Annotated in this window: 20 protein-coding genes; 15 read left to right on the top strand and 5 right to left on the bottom strand. The window is 39.5% G+C overall.

What is annotated here, in order from left to right; genetic code table 11:
• Positions 1–237: 237 nt before the first annotated feature.
• Positions 238–504 carry a 30S ribosomal protein S20 gene (gene rpsT, locus H514_RS0110220; protein WP_027446885.1) on the bottom strand — a complete coding sequence of 89 codons (267 nt, stop codon included), beginning with the start codon at positions 502–504 and terminating at the stop codon, positions 238–240.
• Positions 505–674: 170 nt separating this feature from the next.
• Here rpsT and gpr point away from each other — a divergent pair, with 170 nt between their 5' ends.
• The 14 genes from gpr (at position 675) to sigK (ending at position 17229) form a co-directional block, all read left to right on the top strand.
• A complete protein-coding gene (gene gpr, locus H514_RS0110215) occupies positions 675–1778 on the top strand; it encodes a GPR endopeptidase (protein WP_027446884.1) in 1104 nt (367 codons plus the stop codon).
• A 90-nt stretch (positions 1779–1868) separates the two neighbouring features.
• Complete coding sequence (spoIIP, locus tag H514_RS0110210; protein WP_027446883.1) at positions 1869–3041, top strand: stage II sporulation protein P; 1173 nt, start codon at positions 1869–1871, stop codon at positions 3039–3041.
• A 14-nt stretch (positions 3042–3055) separates the two neighbouring features.
• A complete protein-coding gene (locus H514_RS0110205; RefSeq protein ID WP_027446882.1) occupies positions 3056–3403 on the top strand; it encodes a DUF3679 domain-containing protein in 348 nt (115 codons plus the stop codon).
• A gap of 216 nt (positions 3404–3619) precedes the next feature.
• Positions 3620–5443 carry a translation elongation factor 4 gene (gene lepA / locus H514_RS0110200; RefSeq protein WP_027446881.1) on the top strand — a complete coding sequence of 608 codons (1824 nt, stop codon included), beginning with the start codon at positions 3620–3622 and terminating at the stop codon, positions 5441–5443.
• Between the two features lie 122 nt (positions 5444–5565).
• Positions 5566–6711 (top strand): radical SAM family heme chaperone HemW, encoded by a 1146-nt coding sequence (gene hemW / locus H514_RS0110195; RefSeq protein ID WP_027446880.1) that lies wholly within the window; start codon positions 5566–5568, stop codon positions 6709–6711.
• A 90-nt stretch (positions 6712–6801) separates the two neighbouring features.
• Positions 6802–7845: a heat-inducible transcriptional repressor HrcA gene (hrcA, locus tag H514_RS0110190; protein ID WP_027446879.1), complete on the top strand. Its 1044-nt coding sequence runs from the start codon at positions 6802–6804 to the stop codon at positions 7843–7845.
• Between the two features lie 129 nt (positions 7846–7974).
• Positions 7975–8547 carry a nucleotide exchange factor GrpE gene (grpE, locus tag H514_RS0110185; RefSeq protein WP_027446878.1) on the top strand — a complete coding sequence of 191 codons (573 nt, stop codon included), beginning with the start codon at positions 7975–7977 and terminating at the stop codon, positions 8545–8547.
• A gap of 32 nt (positions 8548–8579) precedes the next feature.
• A complete protein-coding gene (dnaK, locus tag H514_RS0110180; protein ID WP_027446877.1) occupies positions 8580–10412 on the top strand; it encodes a molecular chaperone DnaK in 1833 nt (610 codons plus the stop codon).
• Between the two features lie 196 nt (positions 10413–10608).
• On the top strand, positions 10609–11736 hold the full coding sequence (dnaJ, locus tag H514_RS0110175) for a molecular chaperone DnaJ (protein ID WP_027446876.1): 1128 nt from the start codon (positions 10609–10611) through the stop codon (positions 11734–11736).
• A gap of 28 nt (positions 11737–11764) precedes the next feature.
• Positions 11765–12703, top strand: coding sequence for a 50S ribosomal protein L11 methyltransferase (gene prmA, locus H514_RS0110170; RefSeq protein ID WP_027446875.1), 939 nt, complete (start codon positions 11765–11767; stop codon positions 12701–12703).
• A 17-nt stretch (positions 12704–12720) separates the two neighbouring features.
• Complete coding sequence (locus H514_RS0110165) at positions 12721–13473, top strand: 16S rRNA (uracil(1498)-N(3))-methyltransferase (protein WP_027446874.1); 753 nt, start codon at positions 12721–12723, stop codon at positions 13471–13473.
• Between the two features lie 4 nt (positions 13474–13477).
• A complete protein-coding gene (mtaB, locus tag H514_RS0110160) occupies positions 13478–14839 on the top strand; it encodes a tRNA (N(6)-L-threonylcarbamoyladenosine(37)-C(2))-methylthiotransferase MtaB (protein WP_027446873.1) in 1362 nt (453 codons plus the stop codon).
• Positions 14840–14998: 159 nt separating this feature from the next.
• Complete coding sequence (gene deoC, locus H514_RS0110155) at positions 14999–15670, top strand: deoxyribose-phosphate aldolase (protein WP_027446872.1); 672 nt, start codon at positions 14999–15001, stop codon at positions 15668–15670.
• An 836-nt stretch (positions 15671–16506) separates the two neighbouring features.
• Positions 16507–17229, top strand: a complete 723-nt coding sequence (sigK, locus tag H514_RS0110150) for an RNA polymerase sporulation sigma factor SigK (protein ID WP_027446871.1) — start codon at positions 16507–16509, stop codon at positions 17227–17229.
• A gap of 142 nt (positions 17230–17371) precedes the next feature.
• Here sigK and H514_RS22870 read toward each other — a convergent pair whose 3' ends face one another.
• The 3 genes from H514_RS22870 to H514_RS22865 form a co-directional block, all read right to left on the bottom strand.
• The gene (locus H514_RS22870; protein WP_036843876.1) at positions 17372–17611 is read right to left on the bottom strand and encodes a YrhC family protein; all 240 of its coding nucleotides are present in this window, start codon (positions 17609–17611) and stop codon (positions 17372–17374) included.
• 70 nt (positions 17612–17681) lie between these two features.
• Complete coding sequence (mtnN, locus tag H514_RS0110140; RefSeq protein ID WP_027446870.1) at positions 17682–18374, bottom strand: 5'-methylthioadenosine/S-adenosylhomocysteine nucleosidase; 693 nt, start codon at positions 18372–18374, stop codon at positions 17682–17684.
• 12 nt (positions 18375–18386) lie between these two features.
• A complete protein-coding gene (locus H514_RS22865; protein ID WP_051255105.1) occupies positions 18387–19112 on the bottom strand; it encodes a YrrS family protein in 726 nt (241 codons plus the stop codon).
• Between the two features lie 203 nt (positions 19113–19315).
• Here H514_RS22865 and H514_RS0110130 point away from each other — a divergent pair, with 203 nt between their 5' ends.
• The gene (locus H514_RS0110130) at positions 19316–19564 is read left to right on the top strand and encodes a KTSC domain-containing protein (protein ID WP_161625883.1); all 249 of its coding nucleotides are present in this window, start codon (positions 19316–19318) and stop codon (positions 19562–19564) included.
• Here the strand turns inward: H514_RS0110130 and H514_RS0110125 are convergent.
• Positions 19561–21255, bottom strand: a complete 1695-nt coding sequence (locus H514_RS0110125; RefSeq protein WP_027446868.1) for a peptidoglycan D,D-transpeptidase FtsI family protein — start codon at positions 21253–21255, stop codon at positions 19561–19563. The two genes, H514_RS0110130 and H514_RS0110125, sit on opposite strands and share 4 nt — an antisense overlap.
• Between the last annotated feature and the right edge of the window lie 317 nt (positions 21256–21572).

The raw sequence follows: 21572 nt of genomic DNA, 5'->3' as shown, positions 1-21572 counted from the left end.
TCTTCCACAACAGGCTTGCCGTTTCACTGACCGCAACAAACTACTCAACAGCAACGGACTCCTCTCAATTTCAAGTCTTCAACAATCCTGCCATATTACTGAATAAATCCATTAGCAATTTTCTTATAAAACAGATCAAAATAAAAAAACATCTACCTTCGACATAAAGCCAAAAGCAGATGTTTTTACGACCCAAGGCAAGGGCCGTTGTTGTTGGTCATAATAAAGGGATCGTTATTAAGCAGTAAGCTCTTGTACTTTCTTAGAAAGACGAGCTTTTTTGCGGTTACCGTTGTTTTTGTGGATAAGGCCTTTACCTACAGCTTTGTCAATTTTTTGAGCAGCTGATTTCAACGCTTCTTCCGCTTCTTGTTTTTTGTTCTCACTTACTAGGTTCTCAACACGCTTCACAGCAGAACGCATGTCTGCTTTGAAAGACTGGTTTTGAGCACGGCTAGCGTTTTGTGTAACAACACGTTTTTTCGCAGATTTAATGTTTGGCATCTATTTTCACCTCCTAAAGAGATTCAAGCCTACTTTAACTTGGAACAAGAGACATTTTACCAAAGGCTGTGCAAGTTTTCAATAGAATTATCAAAGTGTGACAAGTAAATTATCTTGTATGAAAGAATCAGCTCGCGGCAATCCTAATAAAAAAAAGTGGAGGTTTTCATATGTCACTCGATCTGGAGCGTTTCCAAATTCGAACAGACCTTGCTCTAGAAGCTAACGAAATGATAGCTGAAAAGGAAGAAAAGAAAAATAAGAAAGGTCACCAAGGTGTCACAGTTAAGGAACAAGAAGAAGGAGAAGTTAAAGTCACATATGTTGAAATTGATGAGTCAGGTGCTGAACGAATGGGAAAAAAGCCAGGCACCTATATCACGATTGAGTCACAAGCGATTCGAAACCATGATACGGAACTAGAGCACCACACTGCATCCATTTTTGCAAGAGAGCTAGAAGGGATTATTGGAAAAGCGGACCTTCCGAAAGATGCTACTTGTTTAGTCGTAGGATTAGGAAATGACAATGTCACTCCTGATGCGCTAGGGCCAATGGTGGCTGAAAAACTTTTAGTAACCAGCCACTTATTTGAGCTCCAGCCAGAAAGAGTGGATAAGGGCTTTCGTCCAGTATCATCAGTAACGCCTGGAGTTATGGGGGTTACAGGTATTGAGACGAGTGACATTATTTTTGGGGTTATTGAAAAAGTGAAACCTGACTTTGTCATTGCTGTAGATGCTTTAGCAGCAAGATCAATTAGTCGGGTAAATGCAACGATTCAAATCTCCGATACAGGTATTCATCCTGGATCAGGTGTTGGGAATAAACGAAAAGAATTAAGTGTAGAGACGCTTGGTATTCCGGTGATTGCAGTAGGGGTTCCAACTGTTGTGGATGCTGTCACCATTACAAGCGATACGATTGACTATGTATTGAAACACTTCGGACGCGAATGGAATACAAAAGATGACCCATCAAAAGCACTCACACCAGCCGGAATGGATTTTGGAGAAAGAAAGAAATTAACAGAAGAAGATTTGCCTAATGATAAGCAACGCGAGGCGATTCTTGGTATGATAGGCGGTCTATCAGATCAAGAAAAAAGAAAACTTATTCAAGAGGTATTAACACCAATCGGTCATAATTTAATGGTTACCCCAAAAGAAGTAGATGGATTTATGAAAGACATGGCTCATGTTATAGCTTCTGGTATGAATGCTGCTTTACATGAGGATGTAGATACGGATACAGAGGACGCGTTTACAAGATAATATAAAAATTAGAAGAAGAGTTCTACTCTCTCTCTTACGCTCATATAGATTTACTAGAGTTGCTAGAAATGAGCAGAGGGAGTGGAACTCGTGTCTAAAAAGAATTTTTCTTTTATTCATAAAGAGTTAAAGAGTTGGTACAAACGAAGTGGTGTATTTCTTTTTTCTGTCATAGCCTTGTTTTTGCTGATTGGGTTGTTAACGTCGATACAACCTGCTTATAGATTATCTTCTTCTTCTGTTCATCATTGGACAGGTCAAATTTCAGGAGGGTCTTTTCTTCATTTGATGGGGATGGAAAATCGCCTTTATAAAGAGGCTTATCCTGAAGATCAAGAGGATATTGAAATCACTCAGCTCGTTTTCCAGAGTGCTACATCGATTAGACCTGATGATCCAAGGTCTTTATTAGGGAGAGAGCTACCTGGATTTGCAGCTTACGATGGGAAGATCATTGTGGCTGGTGAAGGAACGGATTATACAAATATGCCGATAGAATCTTCACCCCCAATGGAAGTGTTTGATGAGGAAAAAGAAGCTGTCATAAATGATGAAGAAACTCCTGATCCACCTAAGGCTGAAGAAAAAGATCCAGTTCAGACAACTGGTGAACGGGATGTTGTATTTATTTATCATTCTCATAACCGTGAATCATTTTTACCTTTACTTCCACCAGGGACAGTCGCCGATGATGCCTATCATTCAAAGGCGAATATAACCATGGTTGGTGATAGGCTTAAGAAAAGTTTAGAGAATAATGGGATAGGTGCAAATATTGATAAATCGGATATAACCGGAAAGTTATTAAATAATGGAATGAAATATTACGAATCCTATGAAATGTCTAGACCAGTCGTTGCACAAGCTATAAAGCAAAATGATAACCTTCAATTCTTTTTTGACCTTCATAGAGATTGGCATTCGGACAAGTCCTTCACAACTAAAGAAATAAAGGGTAAATCTTACGCTCGCTTGTTTTTTGTAGTTGGTGGGGACAATCCGAACTATGAAAAGAATGCCAAATTAGCTTGGGATTTACACAAACAGCTCGAAAAGAAATATCCAGGGATCAGTCGAGGTGTGACAGAGAAAAAAGGTCAAGGAACAAATGGTGTATTTAATCAAGATCTTTCAAGTAATTCAATCGTAATAGAGTTCGGTGGAGTAAGTAGTAATTTAGAGGAGCTATATCGAACAGCTGATGCATTTGCAGAAGTCTTTAGCGACTACTACTGGCAGGCTGAAAAAGTGAACGGTAATTAAGGAGCTGAGCCTAAATGGTACGAATGACAATGACATTTCTTGTGATGGTGATCTTATTTTTAGGTGGTGTGCTGGTTGGCTTGAACCAAGCTAGCCAAGGTATGATCAAGATGCGAGGATACGAAAGTGAGACATTTCAAGAAGCAGTTCAAACTCGTCATGTCGATACTGGAAAAGTAGAAGTTAAAGTATTAGGTCAAGATTTTCAACAAGTGTCAGTAGATGCGAAGCAAAAAAAGTATGAAGAGTTACAATCTAGTCATGGAATTCAAAAGGTAGCGGTTACGCTCGAAAAGTCAGTGCAATGGATGTACAATCAAATGATTATGGTCGTTTATCAATTTGTCCAAGTATTCTTTTAATAAGGTGGATTGTAAAATAAGGCGCTTGTCTACATCCTAAGACAAGCGCCTCATTTATGCCGGCTACCCTTACCTTTAATCATCTTTAATTTAAAAATAATTTCTTATACAAGTGCCCATTTATAATAGGATATTGGACTTTTCGTTGAAGTATCCCTATTCCATTGCTATAATCTAAGCTAGCGATTGTTGCGGTATAAAGTAGGAGTGATGAATGTGAGTAACAACCAAATTAAACAAGATAATGTGCGTAATTTTTCGATTATCGCTCATATAGACCACGGCAAATCAACTTTAGCCGATAGAATTTTAGAAAGAACGAAAGCTTTAACTCAACGTGAAATGAAAGAGCAATTTCTTGATGCAATGGACTTAGAACGTGAACGTGGTATTACAATTAAGCTAAATGCGGTTCAGTTGCGTTACGGAGCAGCTAACGGGGAAGATTATTTATTTCACTTAATTGATACACCAGGTCACGTAGACTTTACGTATGAAGTATCTCGTAGTTTAGCTGCTTGTGACGGAGTACTTTTAGTGGTTGATGCTGCTCAAGGAATTGAAGCTCAGACGCTAGCGAACTTATACTTAGCGCTTGATAATGATCTTGAAATCATACCTGTTATTAATAAAATTGATTTACCAGCAGCAGATCCAGAACGTGTAACAAAAGAATTAGAAGATTTACTAGGCGTAACGAAAGATGAAGTTATTCACGCTTCAGGGAAATCTGGAATAGGAATCGACGATATTCTAGAAGCAATTGTAGAACGTGTTCCAGCTCCAGAAGGTGAGCCAGAAGATCCATTGAAAGCACTTATTTTTGACTCATTATATGATCCTTATCGAGGTGTTATCGCTTCAATCAGTATTAAGGAAGGCACAGTACGTGTTGGTCAACGAATTCGTATGATGCAGACTGAGAAAGAATTCGAGGTCACTGAGATTGGTGTGTTTAACCCTAAGCCAACACCTAAAGATTCCTTAACTGTAGGGGATGTAGGTTATTTAACGGCTTCTATTAAAAATGTGAGTGACTCTCGAGTGGGTGATACCATTACATCAGCTGAGCGACCAGCTTCTGAACCATTACCGGGTTATAAGAAAATGAACCCAATGGTGTTCTGTGGGATCTTCCCAGTTGATGCGTCAAACTATAATGACCTAAGAGAAGCACTGGAGCGATTAGAGTTAAATGACTCTTCTCTACAATACGAAGCAGAAACCTCTCAGGCACTAGGTTTTGGTTTCCGTTGTGGATTCCTTGGTTTACTACACATGGAGATAATCCAAGAACGTATAGAGCGTGAATTTGGTATTGACCTTATTACAACTGCGCCAAGTGTTATTTACGAAGTTGAACTAACAGATGGCGAAACCATTACCGTGGATAATCCATCTATGATGCCAGATACCCAATCTGTATCAGAAGTGCGTGAACCGTTTGTAAAAGCAACCATTATGGTTCCAAACGATTATGTTGGTTCTGTTATGGAAATTTGTCAGGCAAAGCGTGGCGCCTTTCAGGATATGCAATACCTTGATGATAATCGAGTGAATATTACGTATGAGATTCCACTTTCAGAGATCGTGTATGATTTCTTCGATCAACTTAAATCTCAAACGAAAGGGTACGCATCCTTTGACTATGACCTTGTGGGTTACCGTGCATCCAACCTAGTCAAAATGGATATCTTGTTAAACAATGATACGATTGATGCATTATCCTTTATTGTTCACCGTGACTTCGCTTATGAGCGAGGCAAAGCTATTGCGAATAAGTTGAAGGACCTCATTCCAAGACAGCAATTCGAGGTGCCAGTTCAGGCAGCGATTGGGAATAAGATCGTGGCTCGTTCGACCATTAAAGCGATGCGTAAAAACGTTCTTTCAAAATGTTACGGCGGTGACATTTCCCGTAAACGTAAACTTCTTGAGAAGCAAAAAGAAGGTAAAAAGCGTATGAAAATGGTTGGTTCTGTTGAAGTGCCTCAAGAGGCGTTCATGGCCGTTCTTGAAATGGATACCGACAACGATTAATACACGAGCAAGATTACCAGCAATTAGAGGATTATGATAAATGAACAATACTAATCTCTAGACAAAAACCGCAGGATGCTATTCTTGCGGTTTTTAAACTTTTTAAAAGGAACGTGACAAGCATGATATCTTCAGCGTATATTCATATACCGTTTTGTAACTATATATGTCATTACTGTGATTTTACCAAGTTCTTTTATAACAGAGAGCTAGCTGACCAATATCTAAAAGCTTTAGAAAATGAGATGGTTACAGCAGTAGGGAAGAAGCAGCAAGCAGTAAACACGATCTATGTAGGCGGAGGAACTCCTACAGCCCTCTCTTATGAACAGCTTGAAGTGTTATTGAAAGTGATAGCAGATTCGTTTGATGTAATGGCTTGTCCTGAATACACATTTGAGGCAAATCCAGGAGAGTTTGATGAACGGAAGTTAGCTCTCTTGAAGCAATATGGTGTAAATCGTATTTCATTCGGAGTACAGGTGTTTGATGATCAGATGCTTGAAAAACTAGGTCGGAATCATACAGTTGCAGATGTTTATGAAAATTTACGTCATTTTGAAAAGCAAGATTTTCAAAATGTATCTGTTGATTTAATGTACGGGCTGCCAGGGCAGACTTATAAAGATTTTGAATCATCAATAAATGAAGCAATCGGATTAGGGTTACCTCATTACTCTTCTTACTCATTACAGATTGAACCTAAGACCGTCTTTTATATGCGAAATAAAAAAGGAAAGATTACAAAGCCTGTTGAAGAGGAAGAAGCAGCAATGTATGAGTTACTTCTTAATAAGATGGAGTCAAATGGCATTTATCAATATGAAATTAGTAATTTTGCAAAACCAGGATTCGAAAGTCAGCATAACTTAACATATTGGAATAATGATTTCTATTTTGGGTTCGGAGCTGGTGCACACGGTTATTTACCAGGTAAGCGTACGGTTAATATGAAGCCATTGAATCATTACAATAAGAAAGCTTTAGAAGATGGACTGCCAAGACTGCATGAAGAAACCGTTGAGAAGCGAGACGCTATTGAAGAACAAATGTTTCTAGGCTTACGTAAAACAGCAGGCGTATCTAAGAAAGGATTTGAAGATCGTTTCGGATTATCTATAAATTCTTTATATCGTAGGGAATTAGATTACCTAAAAAGGAAAGAATGGATAGAGGAGAATGAGGAAACGATTCGCCTTACAAAGCAAGGTCAGCTATTCGGAAACATAGTCTTTCAAGAATTTTTATTAGAGGATGAAAAACTGTAATTAAATATCGTTGACAAGGTGAATCGCATTTGATAACTTATTATTAGATTTAGCACTCACATTATTCGAGTGCTAACAGAGGTGATCATCATGTTAACAGATAGACAATTGCTCATATTACAAGTGATTATTGATGATTTCATCCAATCTGCGCAACCTGTAGGATCCAGGGCGATTTCCAAAAAGGATGAAGTATCTTTTAGTTCGGCAACAATTCGCAATGAAATGGCTGATCTTGAAGAGCTTGGTTTCTTGGAGAAAACCCACTCTTCCTCAGGGCGGGTACCTTCTGAGAAAGGCTACCGTTTCTACGTAGACCATCTCATGTCACCATTTGATCTGCCTAAGAATGAGAAATCGTTTATTCAACAGGCTTTTGCCAATCAATTGTTAGAGTTTGAAAAAGTAGTTCAGCAATCTGCTCGAGTGCTCTCAGACCTAACAAACTATACATCCATTATTCTTGGACCTGAGGTTTATGAGACAAAGTTAAAGCAACTGCAGATTATATCTCTTTCAGATCACACAGCTGTTGCCATACTTGTTACCAATACAGGTCACGTGGAGCATCGTTCCTTCACAATCCCTGTTCGGATTGAACCTCACGATCTTGAGAAAATGGTTAATATCCTAAATGAGCGTTTGCAGGGTGTTCCAATTATCCATCTTAATCGAAAATTGAGAACAGAAATTGCTTCTCTTCTTCGTAAGCATACAGATGAATCGGATAAAGCTTATGAATATTTACAAGCAGCTCTCTTTGAAGAGCAACCCGTTAAACTGTATGTAGGTGGAAAGACAAACATCCTTATGCAGCCAGAATTTAAGGATATCGATAAAATTCGTTCCTTATATTCGATGATTGAGGAAGAGAATGAAATAGCTCATCTACTTCGTCACGACTCACAGGATATTAAAGTTTCGATTGGTCAAGAGAATGAAATTGAAGCGATGCAGGATTTAAGTATTATTACTGCTTCTTACTCATTAGGCGATGAACAAATGGGAACGATTGCGTTATTAGGGCCAACGCGGATGGAGTATTCCAAAGTGATCTCCTTGCTGAACCTGCTATCTAATCGAATGACAAAAACGTTTCATTCTTGGTATCAGGACGATTCAGACGGGGAATAAATGGTAGAGTTGGGAGGCCATCTAAATCTCCTCCCCTCTTATAATGTTTAATGGTTTATATGAATCGCGTTTTCTGATATATTCGTAATCGGTGTTTAAGAGACCCGGAAATTCGAGGAGGTGACATACATGGACGAGAACAAGCAGCAATCTGAAGAAATGAATCAAACAGAAGATCAGCAAGAAGAAGTCGTTGAAAATCCTGAAGTAGAAATCCTGGAGGAAGAGCAAGAAAACCAAGATAATCAGGAAGATGCTGAAAAAGCACAACTTCAACAGGAAAAAGACGAATATCAGCAGCGTTTACTTCGCTTACAGGCTGACTATGATAATTTCCGTCGTCGCACTCAAAAAGAGCGCGAAAACGATAAGAAATATAGATCACAAGATTTAATTAATGAATTATTACCTGTTTTAGATAACTTTGAACGTGCTCTACAGGTTGAAGTGAAAGAAGATTCTGCACAGAACTTCGTAGAAGGTATGAACATGGTTTATCGCCAGCTTAAGGATGCATTAACAAAAGAGGGCGTAGAAGAGATCCCTGCACAGGGAGAGCCATTCGATCCTCATATGCACCAAGCTGTTATGCAAGTAGAAGATGAAAATTATGATTCAAATGTAGTGGTTGAAGAGCTTCAGAAAGGGTATAAACTCAAAGATCGAGTTATTCGACCTGCTATGGTGAAAGTGAATCAATAACTACATATTGAAGTAAAGGAGGACATTTAGTCATGAGTAAAATTATTGGTATTGACTTAGGTACAACAAACTCTTGTGTCGCAGTAATGGAAGGCGGCGAATCAAAGGTAATTCCAAATCCGGAAGGTAATCGTACAACACCATCTGTTGTTTCTTTCAAAAATGGTGAACGTCAAGTAGGTGAGGTAGCGAAACGTCAGGCTATCACAAACCCTAACACAATCCAGTCAATCAAAAGACACATGGGTACAGACTTTACTGTAGAAATTGAAGGGAAAGAGTACACTCCACAAGAGATCTCTGCAATTATCCTTCAGCACATTAAGTCTTACGCTGAAGACTACCTTGGAGAAACTGTAGAAAAAGCTGTTATCACAGTTCCTGCTTACTTTAATGATGCAGAACGTCAAGCTACTAAAGACGCTGGTAAAATCGCTGGTCTTGAAGTAGAACGTATCATTAACGAGCCAACTGCAGCAGCTCTTGCATACGGCATTGATAAAGAAGAAGAAGATCAAACAATTCTTGTATATGACCTAGGTGGAGGTACATTTGACGTATCTATCCTAGACATCGGCGACGGTACTTTCGAAGTAGTAGCTACAGCTGGTGACAACAAACTTGGTGGTGACGACTTTGACCAAGTAATCATCGACCACATGGTTGCTGAATTCAAGAAAGAACATGGCATTGATCTTTCTAAAGACAAAATGGCACTTCAGCGCTTGAAAGACGCAGCTGAAAAAGCGAAGAAGGATCTTTCTGGTGTAGCTCAAACACAAATTTCTCTACCATTCATCACTGCAGGTGAAGCTGGTCCACTACACTTAGAAATGAATCTTACTCGCGCGAAATTCGAAGAGCTTTCTGCAGGCTTAGTAGAGCGCACTATGGAACCAACTCGTCGTGCTCTTAAAGATGCAAACATGTCTCAAAACGACATTAACAAAGTACTTCTTGTTGGTGGTTCTACTCGTATCCCAGCAGTACAAGAAGCAATCAAGAAAGAAGTAGGTAAGGATCCTTCTAAAGGAGTAAACCCTGACGAAGTTGTAGCACTTGGTGCAGCTGTTCAAGGTGGCGTACTTCAAGGTGACGTTAAAGACGTTGTATTACTAGACGTTACTCCACTATCTCTTGGTATTGAAACAATGGGTGGCGTAACAACGAAACTAATCGAGCGTAACACAACAATTCCTACAAGCCAGTCTCAGGTATTCTCAACTGCTGCAGACAACCAAACAGCTGTTGATATTCACGTACTTCAGGGTGAGCGTGAAATGGCACAAGATAACAAAACACTTGGTCGTTTCCAATTAACTGATATCCCGCCAGCACCACGTGGCGTACCACAAATCGAAGTTAAATTCGACATCGACGCTAACGGTATTGTTAACGTAAGTGCGAAAGACATGGGTACAAATAAAGAGCAATCCATCACGATCAAGTCTTCTTCTGGTCTTTCTGAAGACGAAGTTGAACGTATGGTAAACGAAGCAGAAGAAAATGCTGAAGCGGACAAAAAGCGCCGTGAAGAAGTAGAACTTCGTAACGAAGCAGATCAGCTAGTCTTCACAACAGACAAGACGATCAAAGATCTTGGAGAAGCTGTTACGGAAGAAGAAAAACAAAAAGCAGAAGAAGCTAAACAAGAACTACAAACAGCACTTGAAGGCGAAGACCTTGAGCAAATCCGCGAAAAGAAAGACGCACTTCAAGAGCAAGTTCAACAGCTTTCTGTAAAAATGTACGAACAGGCACAACAACAAGCTGAAGCACAACAAGGCGAAGAAGGCGGCCAAAGTGCAGAAGATGTTGAGGACGCTGAGTACGAAGAAGTTAAAGACGACGAAAATAAACAGTAAACCACAGAACGTATATGCCGATGTGGGAATAAGCTAAACAAAAAGTCAAAGTCAGGATTTTCTTGGCTTTGACTTTTTTAGGCCCACACGACTAGAGTGCAGCAATCTCTGATGGATGACATTCCATATTGAGATCAATAATGAACAATGTTAAGATAAACTTTATGTGAGTAGAGATTCGGGAGAGTGATCTTCAGTGAGTAAACGCGACTATTATGAAGTCTTAGGTGTATCAAAAGACGCATCTAAAGATGAAATCAAAAAAGCGTATCGTAAATTAGCGAAAAAATATCACCCAGATGTCAGTGAAGAAGAAAACGCATCTGAGAAGTTCAAGGAAGCCCAAGAAGCTTGGGATGTGCTAGGTGACCAACAAAAGAGAGCACAGTATGACCAATTCGGTCACGCTGGTCAAAATGCCGGTCAAGGCTTCGGAGGTTTCGGTGGTGCAGAAGACTTCGGTGGCTTTGGTGACATTTTTGATATGTTCTTCGGTGGAGGAGGTCGTAGACGCGATCCGAACGCTCCACGTAAAGGTGCAGACCTTCAGTACACGATGACTTTAGGCTTTGAAGAAGCTATCTTCGGAAAAGAGACCGACATCCAAATTCCGAAAGAAGAAACATGTGATACATGTGACGGATCAGGTGCTAAACCAGGTACTGAACCAGAAACATGTTCACACTGTAAGGGTGCTGGCCAGCTTAACCAAGAGCAAGACACACCATTTGGTCGTGTTGTAAACCGCCGCGTATGTCATTATTGTCAAGGTACAGGTAAGATTATCAAAGATAAGTGTAATACTTGTGGCGGAAATGGCAAGGTGAAAACACGCAAAACCATTCACATTTCCATTCCTGCTGGTATTGACGAAGGACAGCAAATCCGTGTATCTGGCCAAGGTGAACCTGGTGAGAATGGCGGACCTGCAGGCGACCTTTACGTAGTCGTTCAAATTCGTCCACACGAATTCTTCCAACGTGAAGGAAACCATATTTTCTGTGAAATGCCAATCACATTTGCACAAGCAGCACTTGGTGATGAAGTAGAAGTACCAACTGTTCATGGAAAAGTGAAGCTTAAAGTTCCTGCGGGTACGCAAGCAGGTAAAACATTCCGTCTGAAAGAAAAAGGTGCTCCAAGTATTCGAGGTACTGGACATGGAGATCAACACGTTAAAATGCGCGTTGTTACTCCAACAAACCTAAACGATCGTCAGAAAGAGCTTTTAAGAGAGTTTCATGAGATCGAAGGAAATGAACCTACAGAAGAGCAAAGTGACGGGATTTTCTCACGCATGAAGCGTGCTTTCAAAGGTGAATAAGAAATTAGAGTAAAGTGAGTTGATCATAGTGAAATGGTCTGAAATGTGTATTCATACAACGAATGAAGCGATTGAACCCATTTCAAATATCCTTCATGAAGCTGGTGCAAGTGGAGTGGTAATTGAAGACCCACAAGACCTTGTAAAAGAACGAGATACCTTCATGGGTGAGATGTACGATTTAAATCCCGAAGATTATCCAACGGAAGGTGTGTATGTAAAAGCATACCTTCCTGTTAATAGTTTTTTAGGGGAAACCGTTGATGAAATCAAGCAAGCTATAAACAACTTGTTAATTCATGATATTGACCTTGGTCACAATAACATCACGATCAGTGAAGTTAATGAAGAAGACTGGGCAACAGCATGGAAAAAGTATTATAAGCCTGTGAAGATTTCAGAACGTATTACAATTACACCAACCTGGGAAGATTACGAGCCAGTTTCTAGTGATGAGATTATACTTGAATTAGACCCAGGTATGGCTTTTGGTACAGGTACACATCCAACGACTGTGTTAAGTATCCAAGCTATTGAACAAATCCTGCAAGAGAATGATACTGTCATTGATGTTGGGGCAGGTTCTGGTGTGTTAAGTATTGCGTCCGTATTACTCGGTGCAAAAGAAGTATATGCTTATGATTTGGATGATGTAGCTGTAAAAAGCACTACGATAAACGCTAAGCTAAATCAGGCTGAGCACAAAATTTATTCCAAGCAAAATAACTTACTGAACAATGTGGATGTAGAAGCTGATCTTATTGTTTCTAATATCCTTGCTGAAATTATTGTTCGTTTTACAGATAATGCGTTCCGTCTTCTTAAATCGGGAGGCCATTTCATTACTTCAGGTATTATTCAAAATAAACGTAATGAAGTGAAAGCTCGTTTAGAAGAGTCAGGTTTTGAGATTGTGGAGACGAACAAAATGGAAGATTGGACTTCCATTATTGCTCGTAAACCATAGGGAAGCGGGTGCATCTTGTGCAACGATATTTTGTTCCCTCTACAGGGTGGCATAAAAATGAAGTGATTTTGACAGGAGAAGATGTTCATCACATCACTAAGGTGATGAGAATGAAGGAAGATGATGAAGTTCTTTGCTGTGATCCTGAAGGACATGTAGCATTGTGTAAAATTCAAGAACTATCTCCTTCAGAAGTAACATGCAGCATCGTATCCTGGAAAGATGAAAACCATGAACTTCCTGCTCAGGTAACCATTGTTCAAGGCCTGCCCAAAGGTGATAAAATGGAGCTTGTGATTCAAAAGGGAACCGAATTAGGAACTCATTCCTTTATCCCTTTTGAAGCAGAACGCTCTATTGTAAAATGGGATCATAAAAAGGCTAAGAAAAAGGTTGATCGATACCAGAAGATTGCGAAGGAAGCTAGTGAGCAATCTCATCGAAACCTTGTGCCTGAGGTTAAAGAAATCCATTCATTGCATGAAATAATGGATATTGGCAAAGAGTATGATTGGGCGTTATTTGCTTATGAGGAAGAAGCAAAAACCGATACATATCGCTCTTTGCAAGAAGTCATTCCGAATATTAAACCATCACAAAAGGTTCTCCTCGTTATTGGACCAGAAGGCGGTTTTTCGGAAAAAGAAGTGGAAAAGCTGAAGCAATCAAACTTTAACTCTGTCCGTCTAGGACCTAGAATTTTAAGAACAGAAACTGCTCATGCCTATTTTCTATCAGCTCTTTCCTTTCAATTAGAAGAATTGGGGTGATCCAATGGCAACAGTAGCTTTTCATACGCTAGGTTGTAAAGTAAACCATTATGAAACAGAAGCAGTTTGGCAATTGTTCAAGGATCAAGGTTATGAACGCGTTGATTTTGAACGTCAAGCGGATGTATATGTCATTAATACGTGTACTGTTACAAACACGGGAGATAAAAAGAGTCGACAGGTTATTCGTCGCGCGATTCGTAAAAATGATAATGCTGTAATTTGTGTAACTGGATGTTATGCTCAAACATCACCAGGAGAAATTATGGACATTCCAGGTGTTGACATCGTTGTCGGTACACAAGACCGTGTTAAAATGCTTGAGTACATCGAGCAGTATAAGAAAGAACGTCAACCGATTAATGGTGTCACAAATATCATGAAAACGCGTGTGTACGAAGAGTTGGATGTACCAGCATTCACAGACCGTACGCGTGCTTCTCTGAAAATCCAAGAAGGGTGTAATAACTTCTGCACATTCTGTATCATTCCATGGGCGCGTGGTTTAATGCGTTCTCGTGATCCAGAAGAGGTTATTAATCAAGCTCAACAACTTGTTGATGCAGGTTATAAGGAAATCGTTCTTACAGGTATTCACACTGGTGGATATGGTGAAGACATGAAGGACTACAATTTAGCTATGCTTTTACGTGAGCTTGATAGGCGCGTAAGGGGATTAAAGCGTATTCGTATCTCATCAATTGAAGCAAGTCAAATTACAGACGATGTCATTGATGTTTTAAATGAATCCGATAAGATTGTACGTCACCTTCACGTACCATTACAGTCTGGTTCTGATTCTGTGTTGAAACGCATGCGTCGTAAATACACGATGGAGTTTTATAAAGAGCGTGTTGAACGTATCAAAAAGGCACTTCCAGGTCTTGCGATTACTTCAGACGTAATTGTTGGTTTCCCTGGTGAAACGGATGAGGAATTTATGGAAACCTATCGAGCTATTCAGGAAATTGGTTTTTCTGAACTTCACGTTTTCCCTTACTCTAAGCGTACAGGTACTCCTGCAGCTCGTATGGATGACCAAGTAGATGACGAAGTTAAAAATGATCGTGTTCATCAGCTAATTGAATTATCTAACCAACAAGCTAAAGAATATGCATCTCAGTATGAGAATGAAGTTCTTGAAGTGATTCCAGAAGAAAAATTCAAGAAAGATGACGATCAGGATAACCGTTATGTTGGTTATACAGATAACTATTTGAAAGTGATCTTCGAAGCAAGTGAAGATATGGTAGGCGAAATTGTGCGTGTAAAAATTACACAAGCAGGATATCCTTATAATGCTGGACAATTCGTTCGTGTAATGGACGAGCCAAAGTTAAATGAAGAAGTAGAATTATCTTCTTAATAGATGGAGATCCCCTTTCTTGCTATAGCTTGTAAGGGGATCTTTCATATTTTGATATACGGTTAAAAACGGCTAACCTTGTGAAGGTGTAGCATTTTTCTTAAGAGAATGCTATTATAAAAGAGGTCCGTACAACTACGTTTTGAAAGGAAGATTTAAATGGACACTAAAATGGCTAAAATGATCGACCATACACAATTAAAGCCTGATACAGCACAAGAAAAGATTGAGCAAATTTGTAAAGAAGCAAAAGAATATGGCTTTGCTTCAGTTTGTGTAAACCCTTACTGGGTATCATTCTGTTACGACCTTCTAAAAGATACAGATGTTAAGGTTTGTACTGTAATCGGTTTCCCACTTGGAGCTACTACAAAGGAAACAAAAGCTTACGAAACAAAACAAGCAATTGAACAAGGCGCAACAGAAGTAGACATGGTTATTAACATTGGAGCTCTTAAGAGCGGAGATTACGAAACTGTAAAATCTGATATTGAAGCTGTTGTTCGTGCAACAGAAGGTAAAGCTCTTACAAAAGTAATCATTGAAACATCTCTTCTAACAGATGATGAAAAAGTTAAAGCATGTGAACTTGCAAAAGAAGCAGAAGCTGATTTTGTTAAAACATCAACTGGTTTCTCTGGCGGCGGTGCTACTGTTGAAGACGTTGCCCTTATGAGAAAAACAGTAGGCCCTGACATGGGCGTTAAAGCTTCCGGCGGTGTTCGTGACCGTGAAGGAGCAGATGCAGTAATCGAAGCAGGCGCAACTCGCATTGGCGCAAGCGCAGGTATGGCTATCGTATCAGGTGGACAAGGTACATCTGATTATTAATAGTGAAGAATGAGAAAAACCGCCTTTTTTGGCGGTTTTTTATGTTAGGTTTTGTTTAGCCCTTCTTCCATGAAAGCCCCCTATTGTTGAAGACTTGGAATCGAGATAAAGTGCGTATGGTTCCGTTTCTTTAGTGGAGTGCGGTGGGCTGTGGAACGGGTTGCTTTCCCCGGACGAACTATCGAGTCTCCTCATTCGCTAAAGCTCCTTGCGGGGTCTCGCTAGCCCGTTTTTCCGGAGGAGTCAACCCGTACCACAGCCCACCTTAGCCGAATAGTGACTAACGGAACCGCCGTAGTTCTGGGAGAGAGTGTTCTAATTCCAGGTTAATCCTATCATGACAAGGGTCTGAGCAACTTCTCTTACTATGATTTCCAATCAATATGAGGTGGGGAAAGCCAAATTATGGTCCGTTAGTTTCCATAATCGCGTGGAGGGAAGGAAACGCCAAACTGTCGTGGTAACAAAGGCAAGACGAGACCCCGCAAGGAGCGTAGCGTATGAGGAGGCTCGGCTATACAATGGAGGTTCTACTAAAACCGCCACATCATGTGGCAACGTAGAACTACCCCACGTCGTGTGGGGCAACAACAGGCTTGCCGTTTCACTGACCGCAACAAACTACTCAACAGCAACGGACTCCTCCTAACCAATATCTCAGATTCAAGTCTTCAACAATCCTGCCATAATACTGAATAAATTGTTAAGTGCATTACTTCCCCCTCTAATGATTATATTGTTATAGTTTTCTCACTTGGACAGACACAATCCGCCTTTTTCGAGCATAAAGTGACTATATAGGCAAAAGCCTAAAGCTCTCGTGGAGGTGCATGTCATTGTCCAGTTTACTGTCAGCACTCGTGTATTTTGTTAAAGAAACGATCTTCTTTGTATCGTATGTGAAGAACCATGCCTTCCCACAACCATTATCGCCTCAAGAAGAAGCAAAATGTCTTGAAAAAATGCGCGAGGGGGATGAGGAAGCGCGTAATCGGCTTATCGAGCACAATCTTCGTTTAGTTGCACACATTGTCAAAAAGTTCGAAAATACAGGCGAAGATAATGAAGACTTAATCTCTATCGGGACTATTGGTTTAATTAAGGGGATTGAAAGCTTTTCTCCAGGTAAGGGGACAAAACTTGCAACTTATGCAGCTAGATGTATAGAAAACGAAATACTTATGCATTTAAGAGCTCTGAAAAAGACCAAGAAAGATGTTTCTTTACAAGATCCAATCGGTCAGGATAAGGAAGGTAATGAGATTAGTTTAATTGATATTTTAAAAGCAGATAATGCGGATGTTGTGGAACTCATTCAGCTGAATATGGAAGTAGAAAAAATTCGAGAATACTTAGGAATACTCGACAAAAGAGAGAAAGAAGTTATTATTGGAAGATATGGCTTAGGAATGAAGGAAGAAATGACTCAAAGAGAAATAGCTAAGACCTTGAACATATCTAGAAGTTATGTATCACGTATTGAAAAACGAGCGTTGATGAAAATCTTTCATGAGTTTTATCGAAAAGAAAAGAGTACTAAGAAGAAAAAAGACAATTAAATACATTAGAAAAACACGGTTATCGCCACAAATGGCGAAACCGATGTCTTTTCTTATACTTTATACCTTTACAATAGTTGAAATTTCTTAAAGTACAATTAAAGCAATCCCTTATGCATCATATGCAGGGATTGCTTTTTATTTATTGTTCATTTTCAGCTAATGTTTGTTTATATTTTTTCCACTTTAGTACAAAGTAGAATGAAGTTACAATACTTACAGTCGTTAGGATCATTAGAGTAATAGATCCTTCTGATGAAGGTTTTAAATAGACCGTAATCAAGGATCCCATATAAAAATAGAAACTAACGATTAGTAAGGTGATGACAAAACGGCTATAGTCTTCTACTTTTGCTTGAAGCTGTTTTGTTACGTTATCCATCACTATCACCTCTCCCTATAAGCATATTAACATGGTTTTAAGGGGAGCGATTCTAGTAAATAATGGGAGATTATAAAACACGAATCATTTTCTGGATCAGAGTCGCTGCATTTTTACCTGCTGTTTCTAGATATTGTTCGAAGGATACATTTGATTCCTGACCGGCAATATCAGATAGTGAGCGAATAATAACAAATGGCGTTTCATAATGGTGGCAAACTTGGGCTATTGCTGCAGCTTCCATTTCTGCTGCTTTCATTGCAGGAAAATGACCGCGAACAAAATCAACTCGGTTTGCATCCTGCATAAAGGCATCCCCAGTTGCTATAAGGCCTCTTACAGTTTGAATATCTGTAATCTCTTCAGCTGCTTTTTCAGCAACCTCTACAAGCTTCTCATCAGGAATATAGGAAGCTGGCATATTAGGAACCTGGCCATACTCATATTGGAAAGCTGTAACGTCTACATCATGGTGACGTACTTCCGAGGATATAACAAGGTCTCCCACGTTAAGATCAACAGCGAAGCCACCAGCTGAACCTGTATTGATAACATGAGTAGGTTGATAACGTTCATGTAAAATACTTGTTGCTAAGGCTGCATTCACCTTTCCAATCCCCGATTTCAACAGAACGACATCATGTCCTTCTAGTTGACCTTTATAAAACGTAACACTTGCTACGGTTTCTGAATGCTCTACTGCCATCCATGTCTTTAATAATTCTACTTCTTCATCCATTGCTCCGATAATTCCAATTACCATAATTAACGCTCCTTACTGCTCTTCATCATCTTGTTGTTCATTTTCATTATTGTCTTGATAGAGTTCCTTTTTATCATTTTCTTTTAAAACTTCAACCTTAGTTGGTTTCCATCCTTTTTCATCTACCCACTGAATGTAAACGCGGTAGGTTTCCGTTTGTGCTTTATTCGTTATAGTTCCAATTGCTTTTTGAGGACTTCCTCCATTTCCAATATGCCAAATGATAGAGTTTCCCTCTTGTAAATCGGCGCCGAGACGAACAGCTTTCTCCATCTCTGCCCAGTCTTGAGAGTCCATCTCATAGGTTGCCACATGATTTCCTTCCTGTTTTGTGCCTACAGGTTTCCAATCTTTTTGTATAATTTCAATTACATTTTCATCATTGGATTCTTGAGTCGTCGTTTCATCTGAATCAGCATCTTCAGACTTGTCGGATGCTTCTTTATCCTTTTCATTGGTTGCCTCTGAGGACTCTTCATCAGAATTCTCTGAAGCACGATCGTCATTCGATGTTGAATCTTTTTCGCCTTGATCTTCAGTTGAATCATCCCCGTTTTCAGAGACAGGAGGTTGTTCACCTTCTGCTGGTTCTTGGGCATTATTATCACCAAAAGGCAAAATTATAACAGCAAGCAATATAATCGCCAAAAGACCTCCTGCTATACCTAATACAGTCATTAATTTAGTGTTTTTACGTCGTTTTTCATAACGGTCATATCTTGAATTGCGATCGTACATGATTCCTTCCTCCTTTGCTCTATTATACTATGGGCAAAAAAGAGAATAAAGAACAACCCCTACGACAATTCAGAAGGTTTTTTCATCCAACCGCTCTAATTTTGTCGAAAAAGAACTAGTTTTGCTAATAGAAAGGATTTAGAAGGATTTTGTCAAAAATAGTCCATATGAAAAATACAAATGTGAGAAGGCGGTGGACTTTGGTGCAAACTACTCAATTTGACCAAAGAAAGTGGAATTTAAAAACGTTTGATAAAATTGGCTACGACCATGACGAGAAACGTTTATACATTTTTTACTTAAACGGGTCTATCGTGGAGTTTTCAAACATTGAAGAAGGAATGGTATTTCAATTCATTGTTTCTATTAATAAAGAGAGTTTTGTAAAAGATACATTCTATCGATATTTTCTTAATCGGGTTATCTATAAAGAGGCTTCTCTTTCCTGTTAAGAAGAAGCCTTTTCATAGTCATATATTTCGTTCACCATATGCTTATATACATCATAGGTCGGTTGCGATGATGGTGCATTTAAATTAACGACAACCATAGCATATCGTGGGGTTTCGTGCGGAAAATATCCTGCAAACCAACGATGTGGATCTACTTCATCATTGATTTCAGCAGTACCTGATTTCCCAGCCACATCTAGCCCTTTTAACTTGCCTCCTGTACCATTTGGATCTTCCACGACCTTTGCGAGCAGCTCTTGTAATCGAAGTGTATTGTAAGAAGATAAAATGTTCTCATCGTCCCTATGCTCTGCAAATGTGGTCATTGTAGCGTCGTTTTGATACAGAATGCGTGTAACACCTCTAACTTCCTTCTTCACCCCTTTTTGAGCTATAGTAGCCATCATATTAGCTATTGATAATGGAGTAACCTGTACATTTAACTGCCCTATAGCTGTTTGTGAGATGGCTAATGGAACACGTTTATCTGTATCATTCCCCCAAATTGTCGAAGAGTTTTCATTCGGGAACTGTTCAAAATCACTAAAATGAAATACATCCCCATTCCACCCTACCTTTTCTGTGAGCCCTAGTTTCTTCGCATAGTTTTCGATCACATCAGGATCTTCAGCCATCATTTCATTCGCTAGTTCTGCAAAGGTACGATTACAGCTTTGGGCAAAGCTATCTTCAAAAGAGAGCATTCCGAGTTCTCTTTCAGGCTTTTTTCCCTCATTAATGCTCTTATTACAATCAAAGAGGCGATGCGTGTTGACATTCGGATGTTCAATAGCAGCTGCTGCAATAACGGTTTTAAAAATTGATCCTGGAGCATAGGCCGTAAGCATATGATTCACACTAATCGGATCTTTCGGGTCCATGTCTGGCTTACTAACCATTGCTAAAACATCTCTTGTTTTTATATCCAGTAAGATAAGACCACCTTTTTTGATTCCAAACCTCTCCACGATCTCTTCTGCCTTTTTCTGCATGTTCACATCTAGTGTTGTTTTTAATTTTACTGGATAATAAGGTTCCTGTTGTCCAACATAACGGACATTTAAGCCAAATATAGGCGATCCTACTGCATCTACGTGATATAGTAGTTTTTCCTCTTCAGTAGACTCTAAAAAAGGGTCAAAACTGTTCTCTAAGCCTAAGACACCTATTTGTTCTTTAAAAGCTTCAGGATCTTCTCTTACGACGCCTAAAAAATGCTGCGCGAACGATGGATCCCCTTCAATCGAACGTTTTACAGGAATGATGCCAGGCATACTTAAATCTTTTAGTTCTTGATATTCGGTTTCGGTTAAGGGCTTTTCTCTTTTCTCTGTTAAGTAAAACGGTTCTTCAGCCTCTTCAATCCATGTTCGTATTTTGTATGTACTTTCATCGAGTATTGAGGCAAGTTCTGTAGCTGGGTAAGAGATTGATTTAATAAAAGGAAAAAAGACAATATCCTGAACTTTCTGGTGTGTAAGAGGGACATGGTTACGATCGATGAATTGACCTCTTCCATTATTCAAAAGCATTTTTTGTGCTCGTTGTTCTACACTTTCCTCTAGCAAATTAACGTTTTCAGGACCGAATTGTTCTGTTGTTATTAGCTGGATATGTGCTAGCCGATAAATAAGTAATCCGAATGAGAGAACTAGTAGTAGTCCAATAAACTTAGCTCGTCTTGTTTTCATATGCCCTCACCTCATTCTCATTATCGCCATGGAGTGAGGTGGTTAAACTTTGACGAGTATTTATTTGTGTAAATAGGATTTATTCTACCATAGCCCCCCTTATCTTGAAGACTTGGATTCGAGATAAAATGTGGTTGAGGTCCGTTGCTTTTGTGAGAGTAAGGGGATCGGTGAAACGGCAATACTCCTGCTGCCCCACACGACGTGGGGTAGGTCGACGTTGCCACACAATGTGGCGGTCTTAGTCGATCTTCCATGTTTACTTTCAGCTTCCTCGTTCGCAAGCTCTCTGCGGGATCTCGTCCGCCCTTTCTACC

Source organism: Pontibacillus marinus BH030004 = DSM 16465 (genome assembly GCF_000425225.1).
Lineage (GTDB): Bacteria > Bacillota > Bacilli > Bacillales > BH030062 > Pontibacillus > Pontibacillus marinus.
Note: the sequence above shows the minus strand (reverse complement) of the source record. Positions and strands in the feature narration are given on the sequence as shown.